Source organism: Bradyrhizobium sp. USDA 4503 (assembly GCF_054055815.1).
Genome location: NZ_JBSRXS010000001.1, coordinates 3,594,484 through 3,617,027, shown reverse-complemented (window position 1 = coordinate 3,617,027; position 22,544 = coordinate 3,594,484). Strand labels below are relative to the sequence as shown.

At 64.7% G+C, this 22,544-nt stretch carries 14 protein-coding genes and 1 pseudogene; 5 read left to right on the top strand and 10 right to left on the bottom strand.

Translation table 11 applies throughout. The features are described 5' to 3' along the window. The 6 genes and pseudogenes from pgl to ACVMIH_RS17620 all read right to left on the bottom strand — a co-directional run bounded on the left by pgl (position 1) and on the right by ACVMIH_RS17620 (position 7,448). Positions 1–753, bottom strand: coding sequence for a 6-phosphogluconolactonase (gene pgl / locus ACVMIH_RS17645; RefSeq protein ID WP_456862669.1), 753 nt, complete (start codon positions 751–753; stop codon positions 1–3). A gap of 1 nt (position 754) precedes the next feature. Further along, the gene (gene zwf, locus ACVMIH_RS17640; protein ID WP_456862666.1) at positions 755–2,248 is read right to left on the bottom strand and encodes a glucose-6-phosphate dehydrogenase; all 1,494 of its coding nucleotides are present in this window, start codon (positions 2,246–2,248) and stop codon (positions 755–757) included. A 20-nt stretch (positions 2,249–2,268) separates the two neighbouring features. Then, positions 2,269–3,252, bottom strand: coding sequence for a phosphogluconate dehydrogenase (NAD(+)-dependent, decarboxylating) (gnd, locus tag ACVMIH_RS17635; RefSeq protein ID WP_057014889.1), 984 nt, complete (start codon positions 3,250–3,252; stop codon positions 2,269–2,271). Between the two features lie 12 nt (positions 3,253–3,264). Continuing rightward, positions 3,265–6,111, bottom strand: a complete 2,847-nt coding sequence (locus ACVMIH_RS17630; protein ID WP_456862663.1) for a bifunctional transaldolase/phosoglucose isomerase — start codon at positions 6,109–6,111, stop codon at positions 3,265–3,267. Between the two features lie 217 nt (positions 6,112–6,328). After that, positions 6,329–6,776 (bottom strand): annotated as a pseudogene (locus ACVMIH_RS17625) (DsrE family protein). Positions 6,777–6,830: 54 nt separating this feature from the next. Continuing rightward, a complete protein-coding gene (locus tag ACVMIH_RS17620; RefSeq protein WP_057015089.1) occupies positions 6,831–7,448 on the bottom strand; it encodes a hypothetical protein in 618 nt (205 codons plus the stop codon). A gap of 496 nt (positions 7,449–7,944) precedes the next feature. On the opposite strand from ACVMIH_RS17620, the gene ACVMIH_RS17615 reads away from it, so the two are divergent. From ACVMIH_RS17615 to ACVMIH_RS17600, 4 genes are all read left to right on the top strand, one after another. Continuing rightward, complete coding sequence (locus tag ACVMIH_RS17615) at positions 7,945–9,888, top strand: PrkA family serine protein kinase (RefSeq protein ID WP_038382967.1); 1,944 nt, start codon at positions 7,945–7,947, stop codon at positions 9,886–9,888. A gap of 108 nt (positions 9,889–9,996) precedes the next feature. Next, entirely contained in the window at positions 9,997–11,265 is a 1,269-nt protein-coding gene (locus ACVMIH_RS17610; RefSeq protein WP_076823957.1) for a YeaH/YhbH family protein, read from the top strand. Between the two features lie 4 nt (positions 11,266–11,269). Then, positions 11,270–12,814, top strand: a complete 1,545-nt coding sequence (locus ACVMIH_RS17605) for a SpoVR family protein (RefSeq protein WP_057014891.1) — start codon at positions 11,270–11,272, stop codon at positions 12,812–12,814. A 258-nt stretch (positions 12,815–13,072) separates the two neighbouring features. Then, the gene (locus ACVMIH_RS17600; RefSeq protein ID WP_456862660.1) at positions 13,073–14,263 is read left to right on the top strand and encodes an ABC transporter substrate-binding protein; all 1,191 of its coding nucleotides are present in this window, start codon (positions 13,073–13,075) and stop codon (positions 14,261–14,263) included. An 82-nt stretch (positions 14,264–14,345) separates the two neighbouring features. Here ACVMIH_RS17600 and ACVMIH_RS17595 read toward each other — a convergent pair whose 3' ends face one another. From ACVMIH_RS17595 to ACVMIH_RS17580, 4 genes are all read right to left on the bottom strand, one after another. Further along, positions 14,346–15,401, bottom strand: coding sequence for a 2-oxoacid:ferredoxin oxidoreductase subunit beta (locus ACVMIH_RS17595; RefSeq protein WP_057014892.1), 1,056 nt, complete (start codon positions 15,399–15,401; stop codon positions 14,346–14,348). Further along, positions 15,398–17,245: a 2-oxoacid:acceptor oxidoreductase subunit alpha gene (locus tag ACVMIH_RS17590; RefSeq protein WP_456862657.1), complete on the bottom strand. Its 1,848-nt coding sequence runs from the start codon at positions 17,243–17,245 to the stop codon at positions 15,398–15,400. Before ACVMIH_RS17590 ends, ACVMIH_RS17595 begins: the two co-directional genes overlap by 4 nt. Further along, on the bottom strand, positions 17,215–19,014 hold the full coding sequence (locus ACVMIH_RS17585; protein ID WP_456862654.1) for an FAD-dependent oxidoreductase: 1,800 nt from the start codon (positions 19,012–19,014) through the stop codon (positions 17,215–17,217). The genes ACVMIH_RS17590 and ACVMIH_RS17585 overlap by 31 nt, the downstream gene beginning before the upstream one ends. A gap of 289 nt (positions 19,015–19,303) precedes the next feature. After that, positions 19,304–19,975, bottom strand: a complete 672-nt coding sequence (locus ACVMIH_RS17580; RefSeq protein ID WP_253625779.1) for a DUF4286 family protein — start codon at positions 19,973–19,975, stop codon at positions 19,304–19,306. Between the two features lie 184 nt (positions 19,976–20,159). On the opposite strand from ACVMIH_RS17580, the gene ACVMIH_RS17575 reads away from it, so the two are divergent. Further along, complete coding sequence (locus tag ACVMIH_RS17575; protein ID WP_456862651.1) at positions 20,160–22,538, top strand: caspase family protein; 2,379 nt, start codon at positions 20,160–20,162, stop codon at positions 22,536–22,538. The last annotated feature ends 6 nt before the right edge of the window (positions 22,539–22,544 follow it).

Sequence of the window (22,544 nt, the reverse complement as noted above, 5' to 3'; positions counted from 1 at the left end):
TCACCCACGAAAGTCCTCCGGCAGCGCGGCCTGATCGATCAGCCAGACGGTCTCGCCCAGCGATCGCGCGCGGTTTGCCGGCAGGTTCTCGCCTGCGAAGAGGCGCGTCAAGATCGCGCGCTTGTTCTCGCCCGCCACCTCGAACAGCATCTCGCGACAGGAGGCGAGGGCGGGCCGGGTCAGCGACACGCGCGGCACGAACGGCTCGACATTGGCCTTCGGCACGCCGACCACCCAGCGCTGGGTTTCCTCGACCGCGGGATAACCCGGAAACAGCGAGGCGGTATGGCCGTCGGGGCCGATGCCCATCAGCACCAGGTCGAACAGTGGCCGCTTCGGATCGAGCTGTTCGGCGCCGTAGAACGCCATCAGCTCGTTCTCATACAGCGCCGCGCTGACGTCGGGATCCCTGAGATCGGCGGTATCGGTCGCGATCGGATGGACATTTGCAGCCGGTGCACAGCGGTCGAGGAAGGCCTGGCGCGCCATGCTCATGTTGTGCAGCTTGTCCTTGCGCGGCACCAGGCGCTCGTCGCCGATGAACCAGTCGATGCGGTCCCATGGAATCCTTTGGCGATAGTCCGGCGTCGCCAGCAGCTGATAGAGCGCCTTCGGGCTGGAGCCGCCGGTGAGGCACACCGCGATCCGGCCGCTGTTCTGGTCGATCCTGGCGATCACCCGCTCGGCGGCCGCCTGCGCCAGTGCCGCCGGATCGGCGACCGTGATGATCTGGCGCTCGCCGGTCGCGGTCATGTCAGCCCAGCTTCCGCCAGCTACGGCCGTCACGCGTCAGCAGCGCATTGGCGGCCTCCGGGCCTTCGCTGCCGGCCTTGTAGGGTTGCAGGCCACGGCCGCCGGCGCTCTTCCAGGCGTCGATGAAGGGCTGCACCGCCTGCCATCCGGCCTCGACGCTGTCGGCGCGCTGGAACAGCAGATTGTCGCCGATCATGCAGTCATAGATCAGCGTCTCGTAGCCGGTCGACGGCTCGGCCTTGAAGTAGTCCTTGTAGCGGAACTTCATCTCGACGCCGTCGATGTTGATGGTCGGGCCGGGTACCTTGGTGTTGAACTGCAGCTCGATGCCTTCGGTCGGCTCGGTGGAGATGACGAGGTAGTTCTGCGACAGGCGATCGACCGACGTGTCGCGGAACATCGCAAACGGCGCCTGCTTGAACTTGATCGCGATCTCGGTGCGCTTGGTGGTCAGCGCCTTGCCGGTGCGCAGGTAGAACGGCACGCCGGCCCAGCGCCAATTGTCGATGGTCAGCTTCAGCGCGGCATAGGTCTCGGTCGAGCTGTCGGGCCTGACGTCGGGCGTCTTGAGAAAGTCCTCGATCTCGGTGTCGCCGATCCGGCCGGCGCGATACTGGCCGCGCACCGAATTGTGCAGCGCCTCCTGTTCGCTCTGGGTCTGGATCGCGCTCAGCACCTCGGCCTTTTCGGAGCGCACCGCGTGGGCGTCGAACCGCGCCGGCGGCTCCATCGTCACCAGCGACAGCAGCTGGAACAGATGGTTCGGCACCATGTCGCGCAGCGCGCCGGTGGCGTCGTAGAAGCTGCCGCGATGACCGACGCCGAGCTTCTCGTCGACGGTGATCTGGATGTGGTCGATGTGGTTGCGATTCCAGATCGGCTCGAACATGCCGTTGGCGAAGCGCAGCACCAGGATGTTCTGGACGGTTTCCTTGCCGAGATAGTGATCGATCCGGTAGATCTGGTGCTCGTCCATCAGCTTCAGCAGCGCGGCATTCAGCGCCTTGGCCGACGCCAGATCGGTGCCGAACGGCTTTTCGACGATCAGCCGCCGCCAGGCGCCGTTCTCCTCCAGCATGCCGGTGCGTCCAAGCTGCTGGCTGATCGGGAGAAAGGCCCGCGGCGGGGTCGCGAGGTAGAACAGCCGGTTGCCACCGGTGCCGCGCGCCTGTTCGAGCTTCTCGAGCCGCTCGTTCATGGCATCGAAGGAGGGCGGATCGCTCGGGTCGGCCTCGATCGCGGTGACGCATTCAAACAGGCGTGTGACGATGGCCTCATCCAGCGGGCGCGTGGCGAACTTGCGTAGCCCTTGCATCAGGCTGTCCTTCATCTGGTCGCTCGACATGCCCTTGCGGGCGATGCCGACGACGCAGAATTTCTCCGGCAGCAGATTGCCGGCGGCAAGATTGTAGAGCGCCGGGATGACAAGCCGATGTGTCAGATCACCGGTGGCGCCGAAGATGATGAAGGAGCAAGGGTCTGGTTTCTTCTGCACGTGACCTTCCGCGGTTCGCTTTAAGTTTTCTTCGGCGGCTCCTTGTGGCCGCCAAAGCCTGCGCGCATCGCCGAGAGGATCTTCTCCGCGAAGGTGTGATCCTTGCGCGAGCGGAAGCGCGTATAGAGCGCCGCCGTCAGCACCTCGGCCGGCACGGCCTCGTCGACCGCGGCATTGACTGTCCAGCGGCCTTCGCCGGAATCCTCGACAAAGCCGGAATAATTGTCGAGCGTGTGGTTCTGCGCCAGCGCCGATGCCGTGAGGTCGAGCAGCCAGGACGGGATCACGCTGCCGCGCCGCCAGACTTCGGCGATGTCGGCGATGTCGAGGTCGAAGCGATGCTCGGCCGGCAGCGCCTCGATATTGGCGTTCTTCAGGATGTCGAAGCCTTCGGCATAGGCCTGCATCAGGCCGTATTCGATGCCGTTGTGGATCATCTTGACGAAATGCCCGGCGCCGATCGGGCCGGCGTGAATGTAGCCCTGTTCGATGCGCGGATCGCGGCCCTCGCGGCCGGAGGTGCGAGGAATGTCGCCGATCCCGGGCGCCAGCGTCTTGAAGATCGGGTCGAGCCGGTCGACCACTTTCTTGTCGCCGCCGATCATCATGCAGTAGCCGCGCTCGATGCCCCAGATGCCGCCGCTGGTGCCGACATCGACGTAATGCAGCCCGCGCTCCCTGAGCGCCTTGCCGCGGCGGACGTCATCCTGCCAGAAGGTGTTGCCGCCATCGATGATGACGTCGCCTGGCTGCATCAGCTTCGACAGCGCCTCGATGGTGGCTTCGGTGATCTTGCCGGCCGGCAGCATCACCCAGGCGGTGCGCGGCGCCTCCAGCTTGAGGACGAAATCCTCCAGCGATGAGGACCCGATCGCATTGTCGGCGACGAGCGCCGCGACGGCCTTCGGATCCTTGTCGTAGACCACGGTGGTGTGGCCCTGGGTCATCAGGCGGCGGACGATGTTGCCGCCCATCCGCCCGAGGCCGATCATGCCGAGTTGCATCCCTCGCCTCCGTCAGTTCAGTGCAGCCGAGATCGCGGCATCGAGCGCCGCGAGCCCGGAGCTGAGATCGCCCTTGAGATGCACGCGCAGCGCCCGCCGGCCGCGCTCGGTGAGCACGTCGAAATCGCCGCGCGCCTGTGCCGCCTTGATCACGCCGAAGCTCGCCTTCTGGCCGGGCACCGGCAGGTCCGCCGTATCGTCGGTCGTGACCTGCAGGAACACACCGCTGTCGGGCCCGCCCTTGTAGGCCTGCCCGGTCGAATGCAGGAAGCGGGGACCGAACTCGGCGCAGGTCGCAAGGTGCCTTGCGTCGCGCACCTTCAGCCGCATCGCCTGCATGGCGTCGATGGTGTCGCCATCGCGCTCGATATAGGCGAGCAGGGCGACATAGTCGCCGCGGCCGGAGCGCGCGAGGTGCGCCTTGATCCAGGAGTCGAGATCGCCGTTCGCACCGGCCTTGCGCAGCTCCTCGGCGTTCTGCGCGTCGGTGTAGAGATCGACCCCGTCCGCCGACACCACCGGCTGTTCGGCCGGCAGCGACCCGGTCTTCTCGAACGCTGCCGTCAGTTCGCGGGTCTTGATCTTGGCGGCTTCGACGTCGGGCTGGTTGAACGGGTTGATGCCGAGGATCGAGCCGGCGACCGCGGTCGCGATCTCGAAGCGGAAGAACTCCTGACCGATATGGTCGATCGACTTCATCACGATCCGAACCACGGGATGGCCGGCGGCCTCGAGCGCCGCGAGCTTGGCCTCATGCGCGGCATCGTTCTCGCCATCGGTGCGCAGATCGATGAAGAACCGGTCGTTGCCGTAGACCGCGGCGTCGCCGATCGTCTCGCCCTCGATCGGGATCAGGCCCTTGCCGTCCTTGCCGGTCGATTCCGCGATCAGCTGCTCGGCCCAGGCGCCGAAATCGGCAACGTCCGGCGAGGCGAAGATCGTCACCTTGTCGCGGCCTTCGAGCCCCGCGATGCCCATCGCGAGCCCGAGCTGCACGCCCGGGTTCTCCTGCGGCGGCACGTCGGCACCGCAAGAGCGCACCATCGCGAGCGTATGGCCGAGCAGGCTGCGGACGTCGATGCCGGCAGCGGCCGCCGGCACCAGACCGAACGGCGACAGCACGGAATAGCGGCCGCCGATCGCGGGGTCGCCGTAGAAGATGCGGGCAAAGCCCTGCTTGATCGCGACCTTCTGCAGCGATGAGCCCGGATCGGTCACCGCGATGAAGCGGTGGCCGGCCTTGTCCTTGCCGATCGCCTTCGCCACCCGATCGAAGAAATAGTCCTTCATCACGTTCGGCTCGGTGGTGCCGCCGGATTTGGAGGAGACGATGAACAGCGTCCTTGCGATGTCGACATACTCCTCCATCGCGCGCACCTGCGCCGGATCGGTGGAATCGAGCACGTGCAGTCGCGGGAAACCGGACCGGTGCGGGAAGGTCTGGGCCAGGACCTCCGGCCCGAGGCTCGACCCGCCCATGCCGAGCACGACGGCATCGCTGAAGTTCTGCCCCTTCACGCGCTGAGCGAAGTCCTCGTAGTCGGCGACATCAGCGGTGGCCGCGCTGGTGAGCCAGCCCAGCCATTTGTCCTCGTCGTCGCCGGTCCAGACCGATTTGTCCTTGTGCCAGAGCCTTCGGATCCGGGCGGAGGCGCGCCATTCCTCGGTGCTCTTCTCGACCGCCTTCTCGATGGTGGCGCCGAGCGCGAGCTTCTGGCGGTCGATGCCGCCGCCGAGCGAGGTGGCGCGCTTGTGGGCGACCGCGCCGTAGAGCTTGTCGGCCGCGTCGGCGAACAGCTTGACGCCGTCCTTGACCAGTTCCTCGGTAATCGCATCAAGCGAGATGCCGGACTTCTCCAGCTCCTCCAGCACGTGGCGGGCGTCCTCGACATTCTCCTCGAGGCTGTCGCGGACCTTGCCGTGGTCGCGGAAGGCATCGAGCGTCGCCGGCGGCACGGTGTTGACGGTGTCGGGGCCGATCAGCTCCTCGACATAGAGCACGTCGCTATAGTCCTTGTTCTTGGTGCCGGTCGACGCCCACAACAGCCGCTGCGGCTTGGCGCCCTTGGCCGCCAGCTTGTCCCAGCGGCTGCCTGCGAACAGGTGCTTGTAGTCCTGGTAGGCGAGCTTGGCATTGGCGATCGCGACCTTGCCCTTCAAGGCCGCGAGCCGCTCCTTTTCGTGCGGATCGTTGGCCTTGGCGATCTTCTCGTCGAGCTGCTTGTCGACGGCGGTGTCGATGCGGCTGACGAAGAAGCTCGCGACGCTCGCGACATGGGAGGGATCGCCGCCCTTGCCGACGTATTTCTCCAGGCCCTTGAGATAGGCCTCGGCGACCTGGCGATAGACCTTCTGCGAGAACAGCAGCGTGATGTTGATGCTGATGCCTTCGCCGATCAGGTACTCGATCGCCGGCAGGCCCTCGGGCGTCGCCGGTACCTTGACCATCAGGTTCTTGCGGTGGACGTCCTTCCAGAGCCGTTCGGCTTCCGCGATCGTGCCCTTGGTGTCCATCGCGAGATAGGGCGACACCTCGAGGCTGACGAAGCCGTCGCCGCCGTGGCTCTGGTCGTAGACCGGGCGCAGCACGTCGGCGGCGTGCTGGATGTCCTCGACCGCGAGGTGCTCGAACAGGTCGGCGACCGAGCGGTCGCCGTTCTTGAGGGCCTTGCCGATCGCCCCGTCATATTCGTCCGAGCTGCCGATCGCCTTCTCGAAGATCGAGGGGTTGGACGTCACGCCTTTGACGCCGTCGGTCTCGATCAGCCGCTTCAGGTCGCCGTCGGCGACGAAGCCGCGGGCGAGGAAGTCCAGCCAGACGGCCTGACGGTGATTTTCGAGTGCTTTGACGGGGTTCATGGGTGCCTGTTCTCGTTCGATCGAGGGTCGATTTTTGGGTTCCCGGGCAGCTTTCGGGGGCGGAGGGGGATTGTCAACATGGCGGGAGCCCCGGGCGGAATATCAGCATTTCCAAGGGATAACGCCATTCACAACAGTTCGATCCGCTCGGACGCAGGTGCGAGCAGACCCCCATCTCAGCACATTTTTATGACGCGTTGCGGCGCAGGACCGCGCGTCAGGGGCGCAGGTAGAGGTAACCTTGGGATTGCAGCTCGGCGAGGCGGACCCACCCCGCCGCGCTCGGCGGCAACGAAGCCGGGGAGCAAGTCGGCGAGGCCGATGTTCTGCGATTTCATGGTGTTGCCGCAGGCGGCGAACTCGATCCCATCCTTGGTGAACCGCGCGACATGTTTTGACAGCTCGGGATTGGCGGCTGCTGAATGAAACGCCTTCAGCGCCCGGCCGTGCACCACCAGCGCAATCGTCACATTGCCGGGGCCGCCGACGCCGTCGAGATGGTTCTGGATGTTGCCGATCACGAAATTGACCTTGTCGAGGTCATCGAGGTGATAGACCACCTTCAGCTTTTGCGGCGGTGCTTCGGTGGCGGCGCCGGCCTGGGACGCTGCCAAGACGGCGCCGATCGCTGAAAGCGTGCCCCAGAGGATGCTGCGTCGGCGCATGGCGTCTCTCGCGCAATTATTGTTGATCCAGTGTTGTCCCTTTGGGCAAACCTATCATTTGTGGCGGAGCGCAGCGAGTTCCTTGCGGTCGGTCACAAGTTCGGCGCATTCGCCCAAGTCCGCGCGATCGACGCGAAAGATCTTGTCGTCGGCGCCGGCGAACAGCGCTTCGCCCGCATCGTCGTCGGGCTTGTTGCGATTCCACACCATGATGCGGCCAAGGGGCGCAATCGCGGATTTATTGTCCTTGGACAACGCCACGGTGATACCGCCGCCCTCGCAATCCACGCCGCATTCGAAGCGTATTTCGTGGCCGGATTCGGCCGCGATGGCATGATTGCAGTAGCCGCTGGAGTCGAAATTGCCAGGGCGGTGGCGGTACGCGACGCCGAGCCGGAATGAATAGTTGGTGGCCTTGTCCTCCGGAGCGTCTTCCGCTGACACCAGCAGCTTCATCGCGCTGACCTTCTGCTTCGGATGCTGCGCCAGATGATTTGCATCGTAGCGCCGCACGAAGCAGGCATAGGCTTTCGCGCCGGGCGGGCCCGCGAACATCCTGTTGTCGAAGGCGGCCGCCGCGGCCTTGTCGACGCCTTCCTGCGCCTGAACGGCTAACGGCGCGCCGGTCCAGGCGGCGGCTGCGAGTGCGACAACAAGGAGCGCCTGCTTCATGACCGGCTCGGGAATAGCCAGCGCCTCCAAGGTGTCATCTTTAAAGCGCGGCAATGGTGCCGCGCGGAACTGCGCGGGCTCGTTGCCTTAGTCGCGGCGACAAGGAGGCACGTTCAACCGCGGCTGAACGTTTGTTCATGAGAGTCTATGACGCGTGCATCTTGACGCCACGGCTGAACGGTCACACTTTTTCAGGGAAGCCCAACGTCCATCGCCGGACGGGAAGTTGCCCGCTCGGATGTCCGCTTCGGAGGCCTGGCCCCGGTAAACCACGGATGTGGCGAGGGGGTTACAGCCACCAAAAACAAGGGGATATTGATGAACCATTAAGCTTCCTGCCTGTTGATAAGGCAGAGGCTGCACGCGCCGTGCATTGCCGAACTGAGTCGGTCGAGTGTCCAATGGACCCAGCGTGCCGACGCTGATTCGATCCTAGGACGCTCTTGTTACGACTCGTGTCAGTCGTGCGGCGATACATATCGTGGAGAGAGGGATCATGTACAACGATTCTTTGTTCAACGCCTTCGCAAGGTCGTTTGAAGCGCGAAGCCAGACCGACATGTCGATGGCCGAGTATTTGGAGTCGTGTCGAAGTGATCCGATGCGATATGCAAATGCGGCCGAGCGGTTATTGGCGGCAATCGGTGAGCCCCAGATGATCGACACGGCCAAGGACCCACGCCTTGGCCGTATCTTTTTGAACCGTACGATCAGGTCGTATCCGGCCTTCGCCGGCTTCTACGGCATGGAGGATACGATCGAGCGCCTCGTCGGCTTCTTCCGTCACGCCGCGCAGGGCCTCGAAGAGCGCAAGCAGATCCTCTATCTGCTCGGGCCGGTCGGCGGCGGCAAGTCATCGCTCGCCGAGCGCATCAAGGCGCTGATGGAGATTCATCCGATCTACGTGCTGAAGGCGGGCGACGAGCTGTCGCCGGTGTTCGAGAGCCCGCTTGGGCTGTTTGATCCCGAGACGCTTGGCCCGATGATCGAGGAGAAGTACGGCATTCCGCGCCGCCGGCTGAGCGGGCTGATGTCGCCCTGGGCCTACAAGCGGCTCGAAGCCTTCGGTGGCGACATCTCGCAATTCCGCGTCGCGCGCATCCAGCCTTCAAGGCTGCGCCAGATCGCGGTTGCCAAGACCGAGCCCGGTGACGAGAACAACCAGGACATCTCCTCGCTGGTCGGCAAGGTCGACATCCGCAAGCTCGAGACCTACGCCCAGAACGATCCCGACGCCTACAGCTATTCCGGCGGCCTCAACCGCGCCAACCAGGGCGTGCTCGAGTTCGTCGAAATGTTCAAGGCACCGATCAAGATGCTGCACCCGCTGCTGACCGCGACGCAGGAGGGTAACTACATCGGCACCGAGAACATCGGCGCGATTCCGTTCACCGGCATCATCCTCGCGCACTCCAACGAGGCGGAGTGGCAGAGCTTCAAGACCAACAAGAACAACGAGGCCTTCATCGACCGCATCTGCGTCATCAAGGTCCCGTACGTCCTGCGGGTCACCGAGGAGCAGAAGATCTACGAGAAGCTGATCCAGGGCTCCGAGCTTGCCGCAGCACCTTGCGCTCCGGCGACGCTGGAGACGATGGCGCGCTTCTCGGTGATGTCGCGGCTGCGCAAGCACGAGAACTCGACGCTGTTTGGCAAGATGCGGGTCTATGACGGCGAGAGCCTCAAGGAATCCGATCCGAAGGCGCGCAGCGTTCAGGAGTACAAGGACGCGGCCGGCGTCGACGAGGGCATGGACGGCGTCTCCACCCGCTTTGCCTTCAAGGTGCTCGCCTCGACCTTCAACCATGACACCACCGAAGTCGGCGCCGATGCGGTGCACCTGATGTATGTGCTGGAGCAGGCGATCCGCCGCGAGCAGCTGCCTGACGAGACCGAGAAGCGCTATCTCGAATTCATCAAGGCCGACCTCGCGCCGCGTTATGCCGAGTTCATCGGCAACGAGATCCAGAAGGCCTATCTGGAATCCTACGCCGACTACGGTCAGAACCTGTTCGACCGCTATGTCGACTACGCCGACGCCTGGATCGAGGATCAGGACTTCAAGGATCCCGACACCGGCCAGCTGATGAACCGCGAGCTCCTGAACCAGGAGCTGACCAAGATCGAGAAGCCGGCCGGCATCGCCAACCCGAAGGACTTCCGCAACGAGGTCGTCAAGTTCTCGCTGCGCTCGCGGGCGCACAATGGCGGCAAGAACCCGAGCTGGACCTCCTACGAAAAGGTTCGCGACGTGATCGAGAAGCGGATATTCTCACAGGTCGAGGATCTGCTTCCGGTCATTTCGTTCGGCTCCAAGAAGGACGGCGAGACCGAGAAGAAGCACGGCGAGTTCGTCGAGCGGATGGTGGAGCGCGGCTATACCGAGCGCCAGGTCCGCCGGCTCGTCGAGTGGTACATGCGGGTGAAGCAGGCCGGCTAATACGCGATCCGGAAAGCCGGCACCGGCTTTCCGTTTCGTCTCGTCCTGTCCAATAAAATGCGATGCGACTGTCATGATCGCATCCGGTGAGGCAGATGCAACGTGGTCATGCATATCGTCGATCGGCGGTTGAATCCGGGTAGCAAGAGCCTGGAGAACCGCCAGCGCTTCCTGCGGCGCGCCAAGGCGCTGGTGCAGGGGGCCGTCAAGAAGTCGTCACAGGACCGGGACATCAAGGATGTCCTGGAAGGCGGCGAAGTGACAATCCCGCTGGACGGCATGGACGAGCCGCGGTTCCGGCGCGAGGGCGGCACGCGTGACATGGTGCTGCCCGGCAACAAGAAGTTCGTCGAGGGCGACTGGCTGCAGCGCCCGAACCAAAGCGGCGCCAAGGGCTCCGGCGCAGGCGAAGGCGACAGCGAGGACGCCTTCCGCTTCGTGCTCAGCCGCGACGAATTCGTCGATCTCTTCCTCGACGACCTCGAACTGCCCGATCTTGCCAAACGCAAACTTGCGGAAACCGAAAGCGAAGGCATCCAGCGCGCCGGCTATGCGACGTCGGGCTCGCCCGCCAACATCTCGATCAGCCGCACGGTGAGCCGGGCGCTGGCGCGGCGCGTGGCACTGCGCCGGCCGCGCAAGGACGACATCGAGGCGCTCGAGGCGGAGCTTGCCGAATGCGATGACGATGCGCGGCGCCGCGAGCTGCTGGCGCTGCTCGAAGCGTTGAAGGCCAAGGCCAAACGGATCCCGTTCATCGATCCGATCGACATCCGCTACCGCCGCTTCGAGACGGTGCCGAAGCCGGTGGCGCAGGCCGTGATGTTCTGCCTGATGGACGTATCGGGCTCGATGTCCGAGCACATGAAGGATCTGGCGAAGCGGTTCTATATGCTGCTCTACGTGTTCCTGAAGCGGCGCTACAAGCACGTCGAGATCGTGTTCATCCGCCACACCGACCGCGCCGAGGAGGTCGACGAGGACACCTTCTTCCATGGCCCGGCTTCCGGCGGCACGCTGGTGTCGAGCGCGCTGGTCGCGATGAACGATATCGTCCGCACCCGCTTCCGTCCGGCCGACTGGAACATCTACGCCGCCCAGGCCTCGGACGGCGACAACATGACCTCGGACAGCGCGCTGACCGGTCACCTCCTGACCGACAAGATCCTGCCGGTCTGCCAGTTCTTCGCCTATCTCGAGGTCGGCGAAGCCGCCAACTACACTTTCGACATGCCGGACTCCTCGCTCTGGACGCTCTATGAGCGTCTGCGCAACGAGGGCGCGCCGCTGTCGATGCGCAAGGTGAGCGAGCGCGGCGAGATCTTCCCGGTGTTCCAGGACCTGTTCAAGCGCCGCAGCAAGCAGGAAAGGGTGTAGCGTGATGGGTTCTTCCGGGGAACGGCTGTTCGAGGGCGCCGATTGGGATTTCCAGACCTTGCAGCGGGTCCACGACGCCTGCGAGAAAATCGCGCGCACCGAGCTCGGGCTCGACGTCTATCCCAACCAGATCGAGGTGATCACCGCCGAGCAGATGCTCGACGCCTATTCCTCGGTCGGCATGCCGCTGTTCTACAAGCACTGGTCATTCGGCAAGCAATTCGCGTTCCAGGAAGCGTCCTATCGCAAGGGCCTGATGGGCCTCGCCTATGAGATCGTGATCAATTCCTCGCCGTGCATCTCCTATCTCATGGAGGAGAACACGGCGACGATGCAGACGCTGGTGATCGCGCACGCGGCGTTCGGGCACAATCACTTCTTCAAGAACAACTATCTGTTCAAGCAGTGGACCGATGCCGACGGCATTCTCGACTATCTGGAATTCGCCAAAGGCTACATCGCGGTCTGCGAGGACCGCCATGGCCGCGAGACGGTGGAGCGGACGCTCGATGCCGCGCATGCGCTGATGTCGCATGGCGTCGACCGCTATCCCGGGAAGAAGACGCTCGATTTGCGTGCCGAGGAGAAGCGGGCCGGCGAGCGCCGGCAGCACGAGGAAAGCGTGTTCAACGATTTGTGGCGGACGGTGCCGAACACCAAGGCCAAGAGCAAGGCTACGCTCACGGCCGAGCGCCGCCGCGCGCTGCTCGGCTTGCCGCAGGAGAACATCCTCTATTTCCTCGAGAAGACCGCGCCGCGCCTTGCACCCTGGCAGCGCGAGCTGATCCGCATCGTCCGCCACATCGCGCAGTATTTCTACCCGCAGGGCCAGACCAAGGTGATGAACGAGGGCACCGCGACCTACGTCCACTACCGCATCATGAGCCGGCTGCATCAGCAGGGCCGGCTCACCGACGGCAATTTCCTCGAATTCCTGCAGTCGCACACCAATGTGGTGTTCCAGCCCGAATTCGACGACCGCCGCTATTCCGGCTTCAATCCCTACGCGCTCGGCTTCGCCATGATGCAGGACATCGAGCGGATCGTGAAAAATCCGGAGGACGAGGACCGCGAGTGGTTCCCCGACATCGCCGGCAAGGGCGACGTCGAGGGCGTGCTGCGCGAGATCTGGAGCAACTACCGCGACGAGAGCTTCATCAACCAGTTCCTCAGCCCGGCGCTGATCCGGCGCTTCCGCATGTTCCATTTGCACGACGACCCCGCGGAAAGCCAGGGGATCAAGGTCGACGCGATCCACGACGAGCGCGGCTACCGCCGGGTCCGCCGCGAGCTGGCGCGGCAATACGACGTCGGCTTCGTCGACGCCAATATCGAGGTCGTGGATGTCGATCTCGACGGCGATCGCCGCCTGATGCTGCGTCACACCACCGTGAAGGGCGCGCAGCTCAACGAGACCGACGCGCGGCGCGTGCTGCAACACCTCGCCGATCTGTGGTCCTACGACGTCGCGCTGACCGAAATCGACGGCACCGACAAGGTGCTGAAGGAATACGTCGTCAGCCCGCGCGCGGCTGCGGTCGCGGCGTGAGGATCACGCTCTCGCGATAATGAGCGCGGCGCGCACCGCCGCGCGGAATGCGAGTCTTGCTCGGTGAACCTTCATGTCTATCGAAGGCTCACATCATGAACATGCCGGCAACATTCCGACTTTGAAAGCGCATGGCGTTCTATGCGCGAACGCGATTGCCGGCATGCGGAAATCTCGCGAGACGTTCTTGGTGATTGCCTGCGCGGACGCGATGGATAATGTGCGCCGCGTCAAGAAAACCAAGAAAAGGATATGCTCTTGTCAACTCGCTCCCGCCTGGCGGGCTTTCTCGCCTTCACCGCGCTCACGGCCTCCTTGATCTCGCCGTCCGTGGCAGCCGATACCGCGATCAAAATAGGAAACACCGCGCCCTATAGCGGCCCGGCGTCGGCCTACGGCACGATCGCGCGTGCCGAAGCCGCATATTTCCAGATGCTCAACGATCAGGGCGGCATCAACGGCCGCAAGATCGACTTCGAGAGTCTCGACGACGCCTATTCACCGTCGAAGACCGTCGAGCAGACCCGCAAGCTCGTCGAGCAGGACGAGGTGCTCGCGATCTTCAGCGCGGTCGGCACCGCGCCGAACATCTCGGTGCAGAAGTACCTCAACATCAAGCGCGTGCCGCAGCTGTTCGTGTCCTCCGGCGCGACGCGCTGGAACGATCCAAAACAGTTCCCGTGGACGGTCGGTTTCAATCCGACCTACGAGCTCGAAGGCCGGCTCTACGCAAAATACATCCTGAAGACCAAGCCGGATGCGAAGATCGCCGTCATCACGCCGAACGAGGACGCCGGCAAGGACTATCTGAGGGGTTTCAAGGACGGGCTCGGCGAGCATGTCGGCCAGATCGTCGCCGAGACCACGTATCTCACGACCGATCCCACCATCGATTCCCAGATGGTGACGATGCGCGAGTCCGGCGCGGACGTCTTCTTCGCGGAGGCGACGCCGAAATTCGCGGCCCAGGCGCTGCGCAAGGCGGCGAGCATGGGCTGGAAGCCGCTGACCATCCTTCCGACCGTCTCGAACTCGGTCTCCGCGGTGCTTGAACCGGCCGGTCTCGAGAACGTCATCGGCGTCGTGACCGGGCTCTATCTGAAGGATCCGACCGATCCGCGCTGGGCCGACGATCCCGCGCAGAAGGAGTTTGCGGACTGGATGAAGAAGTACCAGCCGAATGCGAGCCCGGGCGACCTCTTCAACGTGCAGGGCTACACGGTGGCGCAGGTCATGACGGCGGTGCTGAAGAACTGCAACGGCGACTACAGCCGTGCCAACATCATCAAGCAGGCGACCAATCTGGAGGCGCTCGAGCTGCCGATGCTGTTGCCCGGCATCAAGGTGCAGACCGAGCCCGACAATGTGACGCCGATCCGGCAAATCCAGATGGCGCGGTTCGACGGCAAGTCCTGGGCGCTGTTCGGCGACGTCTTGAGCGACAAGTAGCCGTCACCAACTCCGCTGTCGTCCCTGCCTAGTGCGCAATTGCGCACGGGAGCAGGGACGACACGGAGTGTGCTGCCACTGCTCAGCGCAGGCTGGCGTTGATCTTGTCCAGCACGGCTGAACCCGGGCACAGCGCTTGTTCGTCGAGCGTGTTGAGCGGCGTCTCGACGGTGTCGAGATGGGTGTGCAGATCCTCGGCATCCGGATCGACATAGAGCAGGCCAGTGACGATCTGGCCCTTGGCCGCGTGCTTCTGCAGGAAGGTCATCGCGCCCAGACGATCATGCGGATCGTAATCGGCGTCGAGCTTGCGCAGCGCCAGTCTGGAGCCGTCATGCTGCTCGACCACCTGAACGGTGCCGGGCGCATAGTCGACGCTGATCGGATCGCGGCCGACCAGCACGTCGAGGCGATTCACCGCGTCATTGTGCTCGCGGACATAGTCAAAACTCTTGGTCGAGCCGGCGTGGTTGTTGAAGGCGATGCAGGGGCTGATCACGTCGATGAAGGACGCGCCCTGGTGGCGGATCGCAGCCGCGATCAGCGGCACCAGCTGGGTCTTGTCGCCGGAGAAAGAGCGCGCCACGAATGTGGCCCCGAGCTGCAGCGCGATCGCGACCAGGTCGATCGCGTTGTCGGTATTGACGACACCCTTCTTGGACTTCGAGCCGCGGTCGGCGGTGGCCGAGAACTGGCCCTTGGTCAGGCCGTACACGCCGTTGTTCTCGACGATGTAGGTCATGTTGACGGCGCGCCGGATCGAATGCGCGAACTGGCCGAAGCCGATCGAGGCGGAATCGCCGTCGCCGGAGACGCCGAGATAGATCAGGTCGCGGTTGGCGAGGTTGGCGCCGGTCAGGACCGACGGCATGCGGCCATGCACCGAGTTGAAGCCGTGCGAATTGCCGAGGAAATAGTCCGGCGTCTTCGACGAGCAGCCGATGCCGGAAATCTTCGCCACCCGGTGCGGCTCGATCGAGAGCTCGTAGCAGGCCTCGATGATCGAGGCGGTGATCGAATCGTGGCCGCAGCCGGCGCACAGCGTCGAGATCTTCCCCTCGTAGTCGCGGTGGGTATAGCCCAGCTCGTTCTTCTTCAGGCCCGGATGATGAAACTTCGGCTTTGCAATGTAGGTCATGTCACGGCCTTGCGGAGAGGGGTCACCTTGAGATGATCCTGGTGGTCGCCGATGGCGCCTGCGATGAAGCGCGCGGTGATCGGTGTGCCGTCAAAGTGCAGGATCGGCACCAGCCTGACGGGGTCGATGCCGTTCTCGTTGACGATCAGCTGGCGAAGCTGCGCGTCGCGGTTCTGTTCAACCACGTAGACGAAGTCGTGGTCGGCGATGAAGCTCGCGACGCTGGAGTGGAACGGGAACGCGCGGATCCGCATGCGGTCGAGCTGGTGGCCGCGCGCCTCCAGGATCCCGATCGCCTCGTCCATCGCGGGCGAGGTCGAGCCGAAATAGATCACGCCGTATTTGGTGGGCTTTGCCGCATTGGCCTGCAGCGGCCGCGGCACCATGTCCTGCGCGGTCTCGAACTTGCGCACCAGGCGTTGCATGTTGTCGGCATAGACCGCGCCTTCCTCGGAATAGCGCGCGTAGCGGTCGCGCGAGGTGCCGCGGGTGAAGTAGGAACCCTTGGTCGGATGCGTGCCGGGATAGGTGCGATAGGGGATGCCGTCGCCGTCGACGTCGAGATAGCGGCCGAAGTCGCGGCCTTCCTCGAGCATCTCCGCCGTCATCACCTTGCCGCGGTCGTATTGCTTGGCGTCGTCCCACTTCAGCGGGCGGCACAGCCGGTGGTTCATGCCGATGTCGAGATCGAGCATCAGGAAGATCGTGGTCTGCAGCCGCTCGGCGAGGTCGAAGGCGGCTGCGGCGAACTCGAACGCCTCCGCCGGATCCTCCGGGAACAGCAGCACGTGCTTGGTGTCGCCGTGCGAGGCATAGGCGCAGGCGATCACGTCGCATTGCTGGGTGCGGGTCGGCATGCCCGTCGAGGGGCCGGCGCGCTGGATGTTCATGATCACGGCCGGGATCTCGGCGAAATAGGACAGGCCGATGAACTCGGTCATCAGCGAGATGCCGGGACCCGAGGTCGCGGTGAAGGCCCGTGCGCCGTTCCAGGAGGCGCCGATAACGATGCCGATCGAGGCGAGTTCGTCCTCGCCCTGCACGATGGCGTATTTCGCCTTGCCGGTCTCGGGATCGTGGCGGTACTTCTTGCAGTGGCTGGTGAAGGCTTCCGCCACCGACGATGACGGCGTGATCGGATACCACGCGCACACGGTGGCACCGCCATAGACGGCGCCGAGCGCGGCCGCGCTGTTGCCTTCGACGAAGATGCGGTCGCCGACCTTGTCGGACTTCTTCACCCGCAGCCCGACCGGGCATTTCAGGTTCTGCAGCGCCCAGTCGCGGCCGAGATGCAGCGCATGGACGTTCGAGGAGAGCAGCTTCTCCTTGCCCTTGTACTGCTCGCCGATCAGCTGCTCGACCAGCTTGGGATCGAGGTCGAGCAGGGCGCAGAGCGCGCCGAGATAGATGATGTTCTTGAACAGCTGGCGCTGCCTGGGATCGGTGTAGGTCGAGTTGGTGATCGCGGTCAGCGGCACGCCGATGACGGTGATGTCCTCGCGGAATTTCGACGACGGCATCGGCTTGGTCGAATCGTAGAACAGATAGCCGCCGGGCTCGATCGAGGCGACGTCCTTGTCCCAGGTCTGCGGGTTCATCGCCACCATCAAGTCGACGCCGCCGCGGGCGCCGAGATGGCCGTCCTCGGTGACGCGCACCTCATACCAGGTCGGCAAGCCCTGGATGTTGGACGGGAAGATGTTGCGTGGCGAGACCGGCACGCCGTGGCGCAGAATCGAGCGCGCGAACAGCTCGTTGGCGGAAGCCGAGCCCGAACCGTTGACGTTGGCGAAGCGGACGACGAAGTCGTTTACGCTGCTGATCGGGCTTTGGACTGACATGTTGATCCCGCTTGAACCATATCGATGAGGTACTTCTGCATGTCCCAGGCGCCGGTCGGGCAGCGCTCGGCACACAGCCCGCAATGCAGGCAGACGTCTTCGTCCTTCACCATGACGCGGCCGGTCTTGAGGTCGCCGGAGACGTAGAGCGCCTGGTCGTGATGCGGCGAGGGCGCTTTCAGCCGCTGCCGCAAATCATCCTCCTCACCGTTCTCGGTGAAGCTGATGCAGTCCATCGGACAGATGTCGACGCAGGCGTCGCATTCGATGCAGAGCGGCGCGGAAAACACCGTCTGCACGTCGCAATTCAGGCAGCGCTGCGCCTCGCCGAGCGCGAGCTTGAGGTCGTAGCCGAGCTCGACCTCGGCGCGGATGTCCTTCAGCGCGACCACCTTGTCGCGATGCGGCACCTTGAAGCGCTTGTCGGCGGAGATGTCGTTGTCGTAGCTCCACTCGTGGATGCCCATCTTCTGCGAGGAGACGTTCACCTCGGGCAGCGGGCGCTCGTTGATGTCCTCGCCGGACAGCAATCGGTGAATGGAAAGCGCGGCGTCGTGGCCATGCGCCACCGCCCAGATGATGTTCTTCGGCCCGAACGCCGCATCGCCGCCGAAGAACACCTTCGGATTGGTCGAGACGAACGTCTTGGGATCGACCTTCGGCATGTGCCACTTGTCGAATTCGATGCCGCAATCGGCTTCGATCCAGGGGAACGCGTTCTCCTGGCCGACCGCAACGAGCACATCGTCGCAGGGCACGGTCTCGTCCGGCTCGCCCGAGGGCACCAGATTGCGGCGGCCCTTGGCGTCGTACTCCGCCTTCACCTTCTGGAAGGTGACGCCGATCAGCTTGCCGGCCACATGCTTGAACGCCACCGGCACCATGTAGTTCAGGATCGGGATGTCCTCGTGAAGCGCGTCTTCCTTCTCCCACGGCGAAGCCTTCATTTCCTCGAAGCCGGAGCGGACAATCACCTTGACGCTTTCGCCGCCGAGGCGGCGCGCGGTGCGGCAGCAATCCATCGCCGTGTTGCCGCCGCCGAGCACGATGACGCGGCGGCCGATCTTGTCGACGTGGCCGAACGACACGTTGGCCAGCCACTCGATGCCGATATGGATGTTGGCGGCGCCCTCCTTGCGGCCGGGGATGTCGAGCTCGCGGCCGCGCGGTGCGCCAGAGCCGACAAAGATCGCGTCATAGTTCTCGGCGAGCAGCTGCTTCAGGCTGTCGACGCGCTGACCACCCCTGAACTCGACACCGAGGTTCAGGATGTAGTCGGTCTCCTCGTCGATCACGCTGTCGGGCAGGCGGAATTTCGGAATCTGGCTGCGCATCATGCCGCCGGCCTTGGGATCGCCGTCGAACACGGTGCAGTGATAGCCGAGCGGCGCGAGATCGCGCGCCACGGCGAGCGAGGCAGGGCCGCCGCCGACCAGCGCGATGCGCTTCCCGTTCTTCGGCCCGGGCTTCGGCAGCCGATGCTTGATGTCGTCCTTGAAGTCGGCTGCGACGCGCTTCAGGCGGCAGATCGCGACCGGGTTGTCCTCGACCCGGCCGCGGCGGCATGCTGGCTCGCATGGACGGTCGCAGGTGCGCCCGAGAATGCCGGGGAACACGTTGGACTTCCAATTGATCATGTAGGCGTCGCTGTAACGCCCCTCAGCAATCAACCGGATGTACTCGGGAACGGGTGTGTGTGCGGGACAGGCCCATTGGCAATCGACTACTTTGTGGAAGTAGTCAGGCGCCGAGATATCAGTCGGTTTCATTCCTACCTTTGACCCGCGCGAAAATGCCAGACCCGCGCGGCCTTATCGTTGACGACGAACGCTCACGTGGCGTTGTTCTGGTTTTTGAATTGGATCATAGGCTTATCTTATTAGAGCCGTTCCAGAGAAGGCAAAGGCTAAATTGTCCGATCATCAGCTTTCGCGCGGCTGATGCGCGTGTAGCGTTAATCTCGATTGCGTTATGTGGCGGTGCAGCATGATCTGCACCGCCACGTTTGCTTGAGAAGATGTTTTTCGGGAAAGCGCTTCGCACGCTTCCGGATCAGGCTTACTCGCGCGGAAGGTCGCTCTTCGCGATATCCCACAACAGCCTGTAGACGCCGCTGGTGACCACGAGCGGCTTCAAGGCTGCATTGCCGGTGATGCCTGCGGCCGCTGCGGGGATCGCGCCGACGTCGGTGGCGTCGATCAGCACGAACCAGTCGCCGGCCCCGGGATCGGGTTTCGCCGCATCCGGCGTGAGCGGTTTCGACAGATCAGGGTCGTTCTCCAGAAGGTGCATCGAGATGATGCCGTCGCGCGAAGCTGGATCGAGTTGCTCCCGCAATGCAGCGCGAAGTTTGTCCGCGCCTTCGGCGGGCGGGCGCAGGCGGATGATGCCGAGGGCTGCGCCCCTGCCGACGCCGCGGCTGATCGTGATGCGCGCGACCCCGCGGATCATGTTCTGAAAGCGCGCGATATTGGCCTTCGACCAGTCGGTCTGGTTGGCGAGCGCCTTGCGATAGGCCAGGCTCTCGAGCACATCGAAGGTCGCGGTCGAGTAGAGGCTGAGATATTTCGGCTTGCCGTCATGGGCGACGTAGCGGCGGGCTTCCAGGAAGCCGTCGATGGCGACCCGTTCCTCGAGATGCTCGCGGTCGTACCAGCGATTGAATTCAGCTTCGTGCAAGCTGTCGATATCCATCGAAGTCAGCAGCATGCCTTGTCCGGCGATTGGCATCGAGTGCTCCTTTTTTGCCTGTTTTATCCGCGCAATATCGCCTGATCGCGCAAACCAGGGAAGCCGGTTCCCGTCACCACAGACCAAGGATTGCCACAATTGCTGCAATGCTGTTCAGCACCGGTTCACAGAGGTAGCATTTCATTCGTTACGCCAACTCTCGAGAAGAAAAGGGACGACCACCATGGCACGCATTCTGTGGGCATTGATCGTCGGTCTGGTGTCGCTCGCCTCGCTTCCCGTGCATGCGCAGGATCAGGAAAAGCGTCTCGCACTTGTCGTCGGCAACGGCGCCTATGAGGCCGGCGCGTTGCAGACCGCCGCGAACGACGCCGGTCTGATCGCGCAGACCTTGCAGGCCGCCGGCTTCGACGTGATCGGCGCACGCGATCTCGACGGCGAGACGCTGCGCAAATCGTTCCGCGATTTCATCCAGAAGGTGCAGGAGGCGGGGCCCAATGCCGTCGCCTTCGTCTATCTCGCCGGTTACGGCGTGCAGCTCACCGGCGAGAACTATTTCGTGCCGGTCGATGCCAAGATTGCCCGCGACACCGACGTGCCGGTCGAGGCGATCCGCATCTCCGACTACAGCCACCAACTCTCGGCGCTGCCGATCAAGGCCGGCGTGATCGTGCTCGATGCGGCGCGCAGCAATCCCTTCGCCAAGGAAGGCCAGCCGCTGGCCGGCGGTCTTGCGCTGGTCGATCCCGATCCGAAGATGCTGATCGCCTTCAACTCGGCGCCCGGCACCGTTGCTCCTGACGGCGCGCCGCCCTACGGGCCTTACGCGCAAGCACTGGCGGAAATGATCCGCACCGGCGGCCTGACTCTGCCCGAGGTGTTCGACCGCGTCCGCCTGCGGGTCAACGAGATGACCAAGGGCGCCGAGATCCCGTGGGATGCGCACAAGGTCGACGCGCCCTTCATGTTCTTCGAGCGCAAGCCGGACGCGCCGCCGCAGCAGGTCGATGCCGGGCTGCGCACCAAGCCGATCCGCGATTTCTCGGCGCAGGATGCCTACGCCGCGGCGCTGGAGCGCGACACGCTGCAGGGCTACGAGGATTACCTGCAGGCCTATCCGAACGATCCGCTGGCCAAGCGCGTGCGCGCGATCGTGGCGGCGCGGCGCGAGGCGATCACCTGGCGGCGCACCTACAACGCCGACTCGACTGATGCGTATTGGTCGTATCTGCGGCGCTATCCGCGCGGGCCGCATGCCTACGACTGCCGGCGCCGGCTCGCCTATCTGTCGGCCGCGCTGGAGCCGCCGGCGCAGTTCACGGTGCTCGACTACGACGTGCCGCCACCGCCGCCCGACGAGATCGACTATGTCGACCGCCCGGTGCTGTATTACAGCGATCCGGTGTTCGCCTTCGCGCCGCCACCGCCGCCGCCGGTGTTCTTCCTGCCGCCGCCGCCGCCGGACTTCGTCGTGCTGCCGCCACCGCCGCCGCCGATCGGCCTGTACGTGCTGCCGACGCCGATGTTCGTGGCGATGCCGGCCTATGTCGCCGCACCGGCCTATGTCGTGCCGCCGCAGAACAACATCGTGTTCAACAACATCCACAACACCACGGTCATCAACACGGTCATCAACAATCCCAACCCGACGCCGGCGCAGCTCCATGCGGCCGGGGTGACGGCGGCGATGGGCGGCGCGCCGGTGACGGCGGCACCGCGACTGCCGGCCGCGGCGATGCAGCGCGCCAATCTGCCGGGCGCTCCGCAAGGCGCGACGCCCGCGCAGGGCGCGGCGATGGGAGCTCCGCGCGCCGCACCGAACGCTGCCGCGGCGCCGAACGCTGCTGCCACTCCGAATGCTGCCGCCGCTCCGAATGCGATGGGCGCGCAGGGCACGCCGGGTGCGCATACCCTGCCGGGCGCGAAAAATGGACCGCCGCTGCCGCAGTCGGCGACCGCACCGGCCAATGCCATGCAGCATGGCGCTGTGCCGCCGGGAGCCGCACAACCCGGCGCCGCGCAACCTGGCGCAAAGCCGAATGCGGTGGTGCCGGGCAAGCCGGCGACTGCCATGGCGCCTGCCAATGCGCAGCCTGCTCCTCCGGCCAAGCCCGGTGCCGCGCCGGCGACAAACGCGCCCGCCTCACCCGCGGCCGCCGGCAAGCCAGGTGCGCAACCGCTTCCGCATGCGGCGACCGCGCCGACCGCAAACGTGAAGCCCTCGGCGGCGCCGTCGCCGGCGAACAGCGCGATGTCGACACGGCCGACGCCGGCGGCGCACCCGGCACCCGCGCGCGCCGCAGTGTCGCCGGCGCCGGTCTCCCGGCCCGCGCCGGCGCATGCGGCAGCTCCGCCGGTCCATGCCGCAGCTCCGCCCGTGCGGGCTGCGGCTCCCCCGCCGCGGCCGGTTGCCCCGCCACCTCGTGCTGCGGCTTTGCCGCCGCGTCCGGCGCCGGCACCGGCTCCGCGCGCCGCGCCGCCGCCTCGGCCGGCGATGCAGGTGCAACATGCAGCGCCGCCACCGCGGATGGCGGCGCCGCCAAGGCCCGCGGCCGCGCCACGGGCAGCGCCGGCATGTCCTCCCGGCAAGTGCAAACATTGAGGGAAG

Excerpts from the sequence above, each read along its gene's own strand:
- ACVMIH_RS17575 (WP_456862651.1), top strand. The coding sequence starts at position 20,160 with ATGGCACGCATTCTGTGGGCATTGATCGTCGGTCTGGTGTCGCTCGCC.
- ACVMIH_RS17580 (WP_253625779.1), bottom strand. The coding sequence starts at position 19,975 with ATGCCAATCGCCGGACAAGGCATGCTGCTGACTTCGATGGATATCGAC.
- ACVMIH_RS17615 (WP_038382967.1), top strand. The coding sequence starts at position 7,945 with ATGTACAACGATTCTTTGTTCAACGCCTTCGCAAGGTCGTTTGAAGCG.
- ACVMIH_RS17620 (WP_057015089.1), bottom strand. The coding sequence starts at position 7,448 with ATGAAGCAGGCGCTCCTTGTTGTCGCACTCGCAGCCGCCGCCTGGACC.
- ACVMIH_RS17590 (WP_456862657.1), bottom strand. The coding sequence starts at position 17,245 with ATGTCAGTCCAAAGCCCGATCAGCAGCGTAAACGACTTCGTCGTCCGC.
- ACVMIH_RS17585 (WP_456862654.1), bottom strand. The coding sequence starts at position 19,014 with ATGAAACCGACTGATATCTCGGCGCCTGACTACTTCCACAAAGTAGTC.
- gnd (WP_057014889.1), bottom strand. The coding sequence starts at position 3,252 with ATGCAACTCGGCATGATCGGCCTCGGGCGGATGGGCGGCAACATCGTC.
- ACVMIH_RS17610 (WP_076823957.1), top strand. The coding sequence starts at position 9,997 with ATGCATATCGTCGATCGGCGGTTGAATCCGGGTAGCAAGAGCCTGGAG.
- pgl (WP_456862669.1), bottom strand. The coding sequence starts at position 753 with ATGACCGCGACCGGCGAGCGCCAGATCATCACGGTCGCCGATCCGGCG.
- ACVMIH_RS17605 (WP_057014891.1), top strand. The coding sequence starts at position 11,270 with ATGGGTTCTTCCGGGGAACGGCTGTTCGAGGGCGCCGATTGGGATTTC.
- ACVMIH_RS17595 (WP_057014892.1), bottom strand. The coding sequence starts at position 15,401 with ATGACCTACATTGCAAAGCCGAAGTTTCATCATCCGGGCCTGAAGAAG.
- ACVMIH_RS17630 (WP_456862663.1), bottom strand. The coding sequence starts at position 6,111 with ATGAACCCCGTCAAAGCACTCGAAAATCACCGTCAGGCCGTCTGGCTG.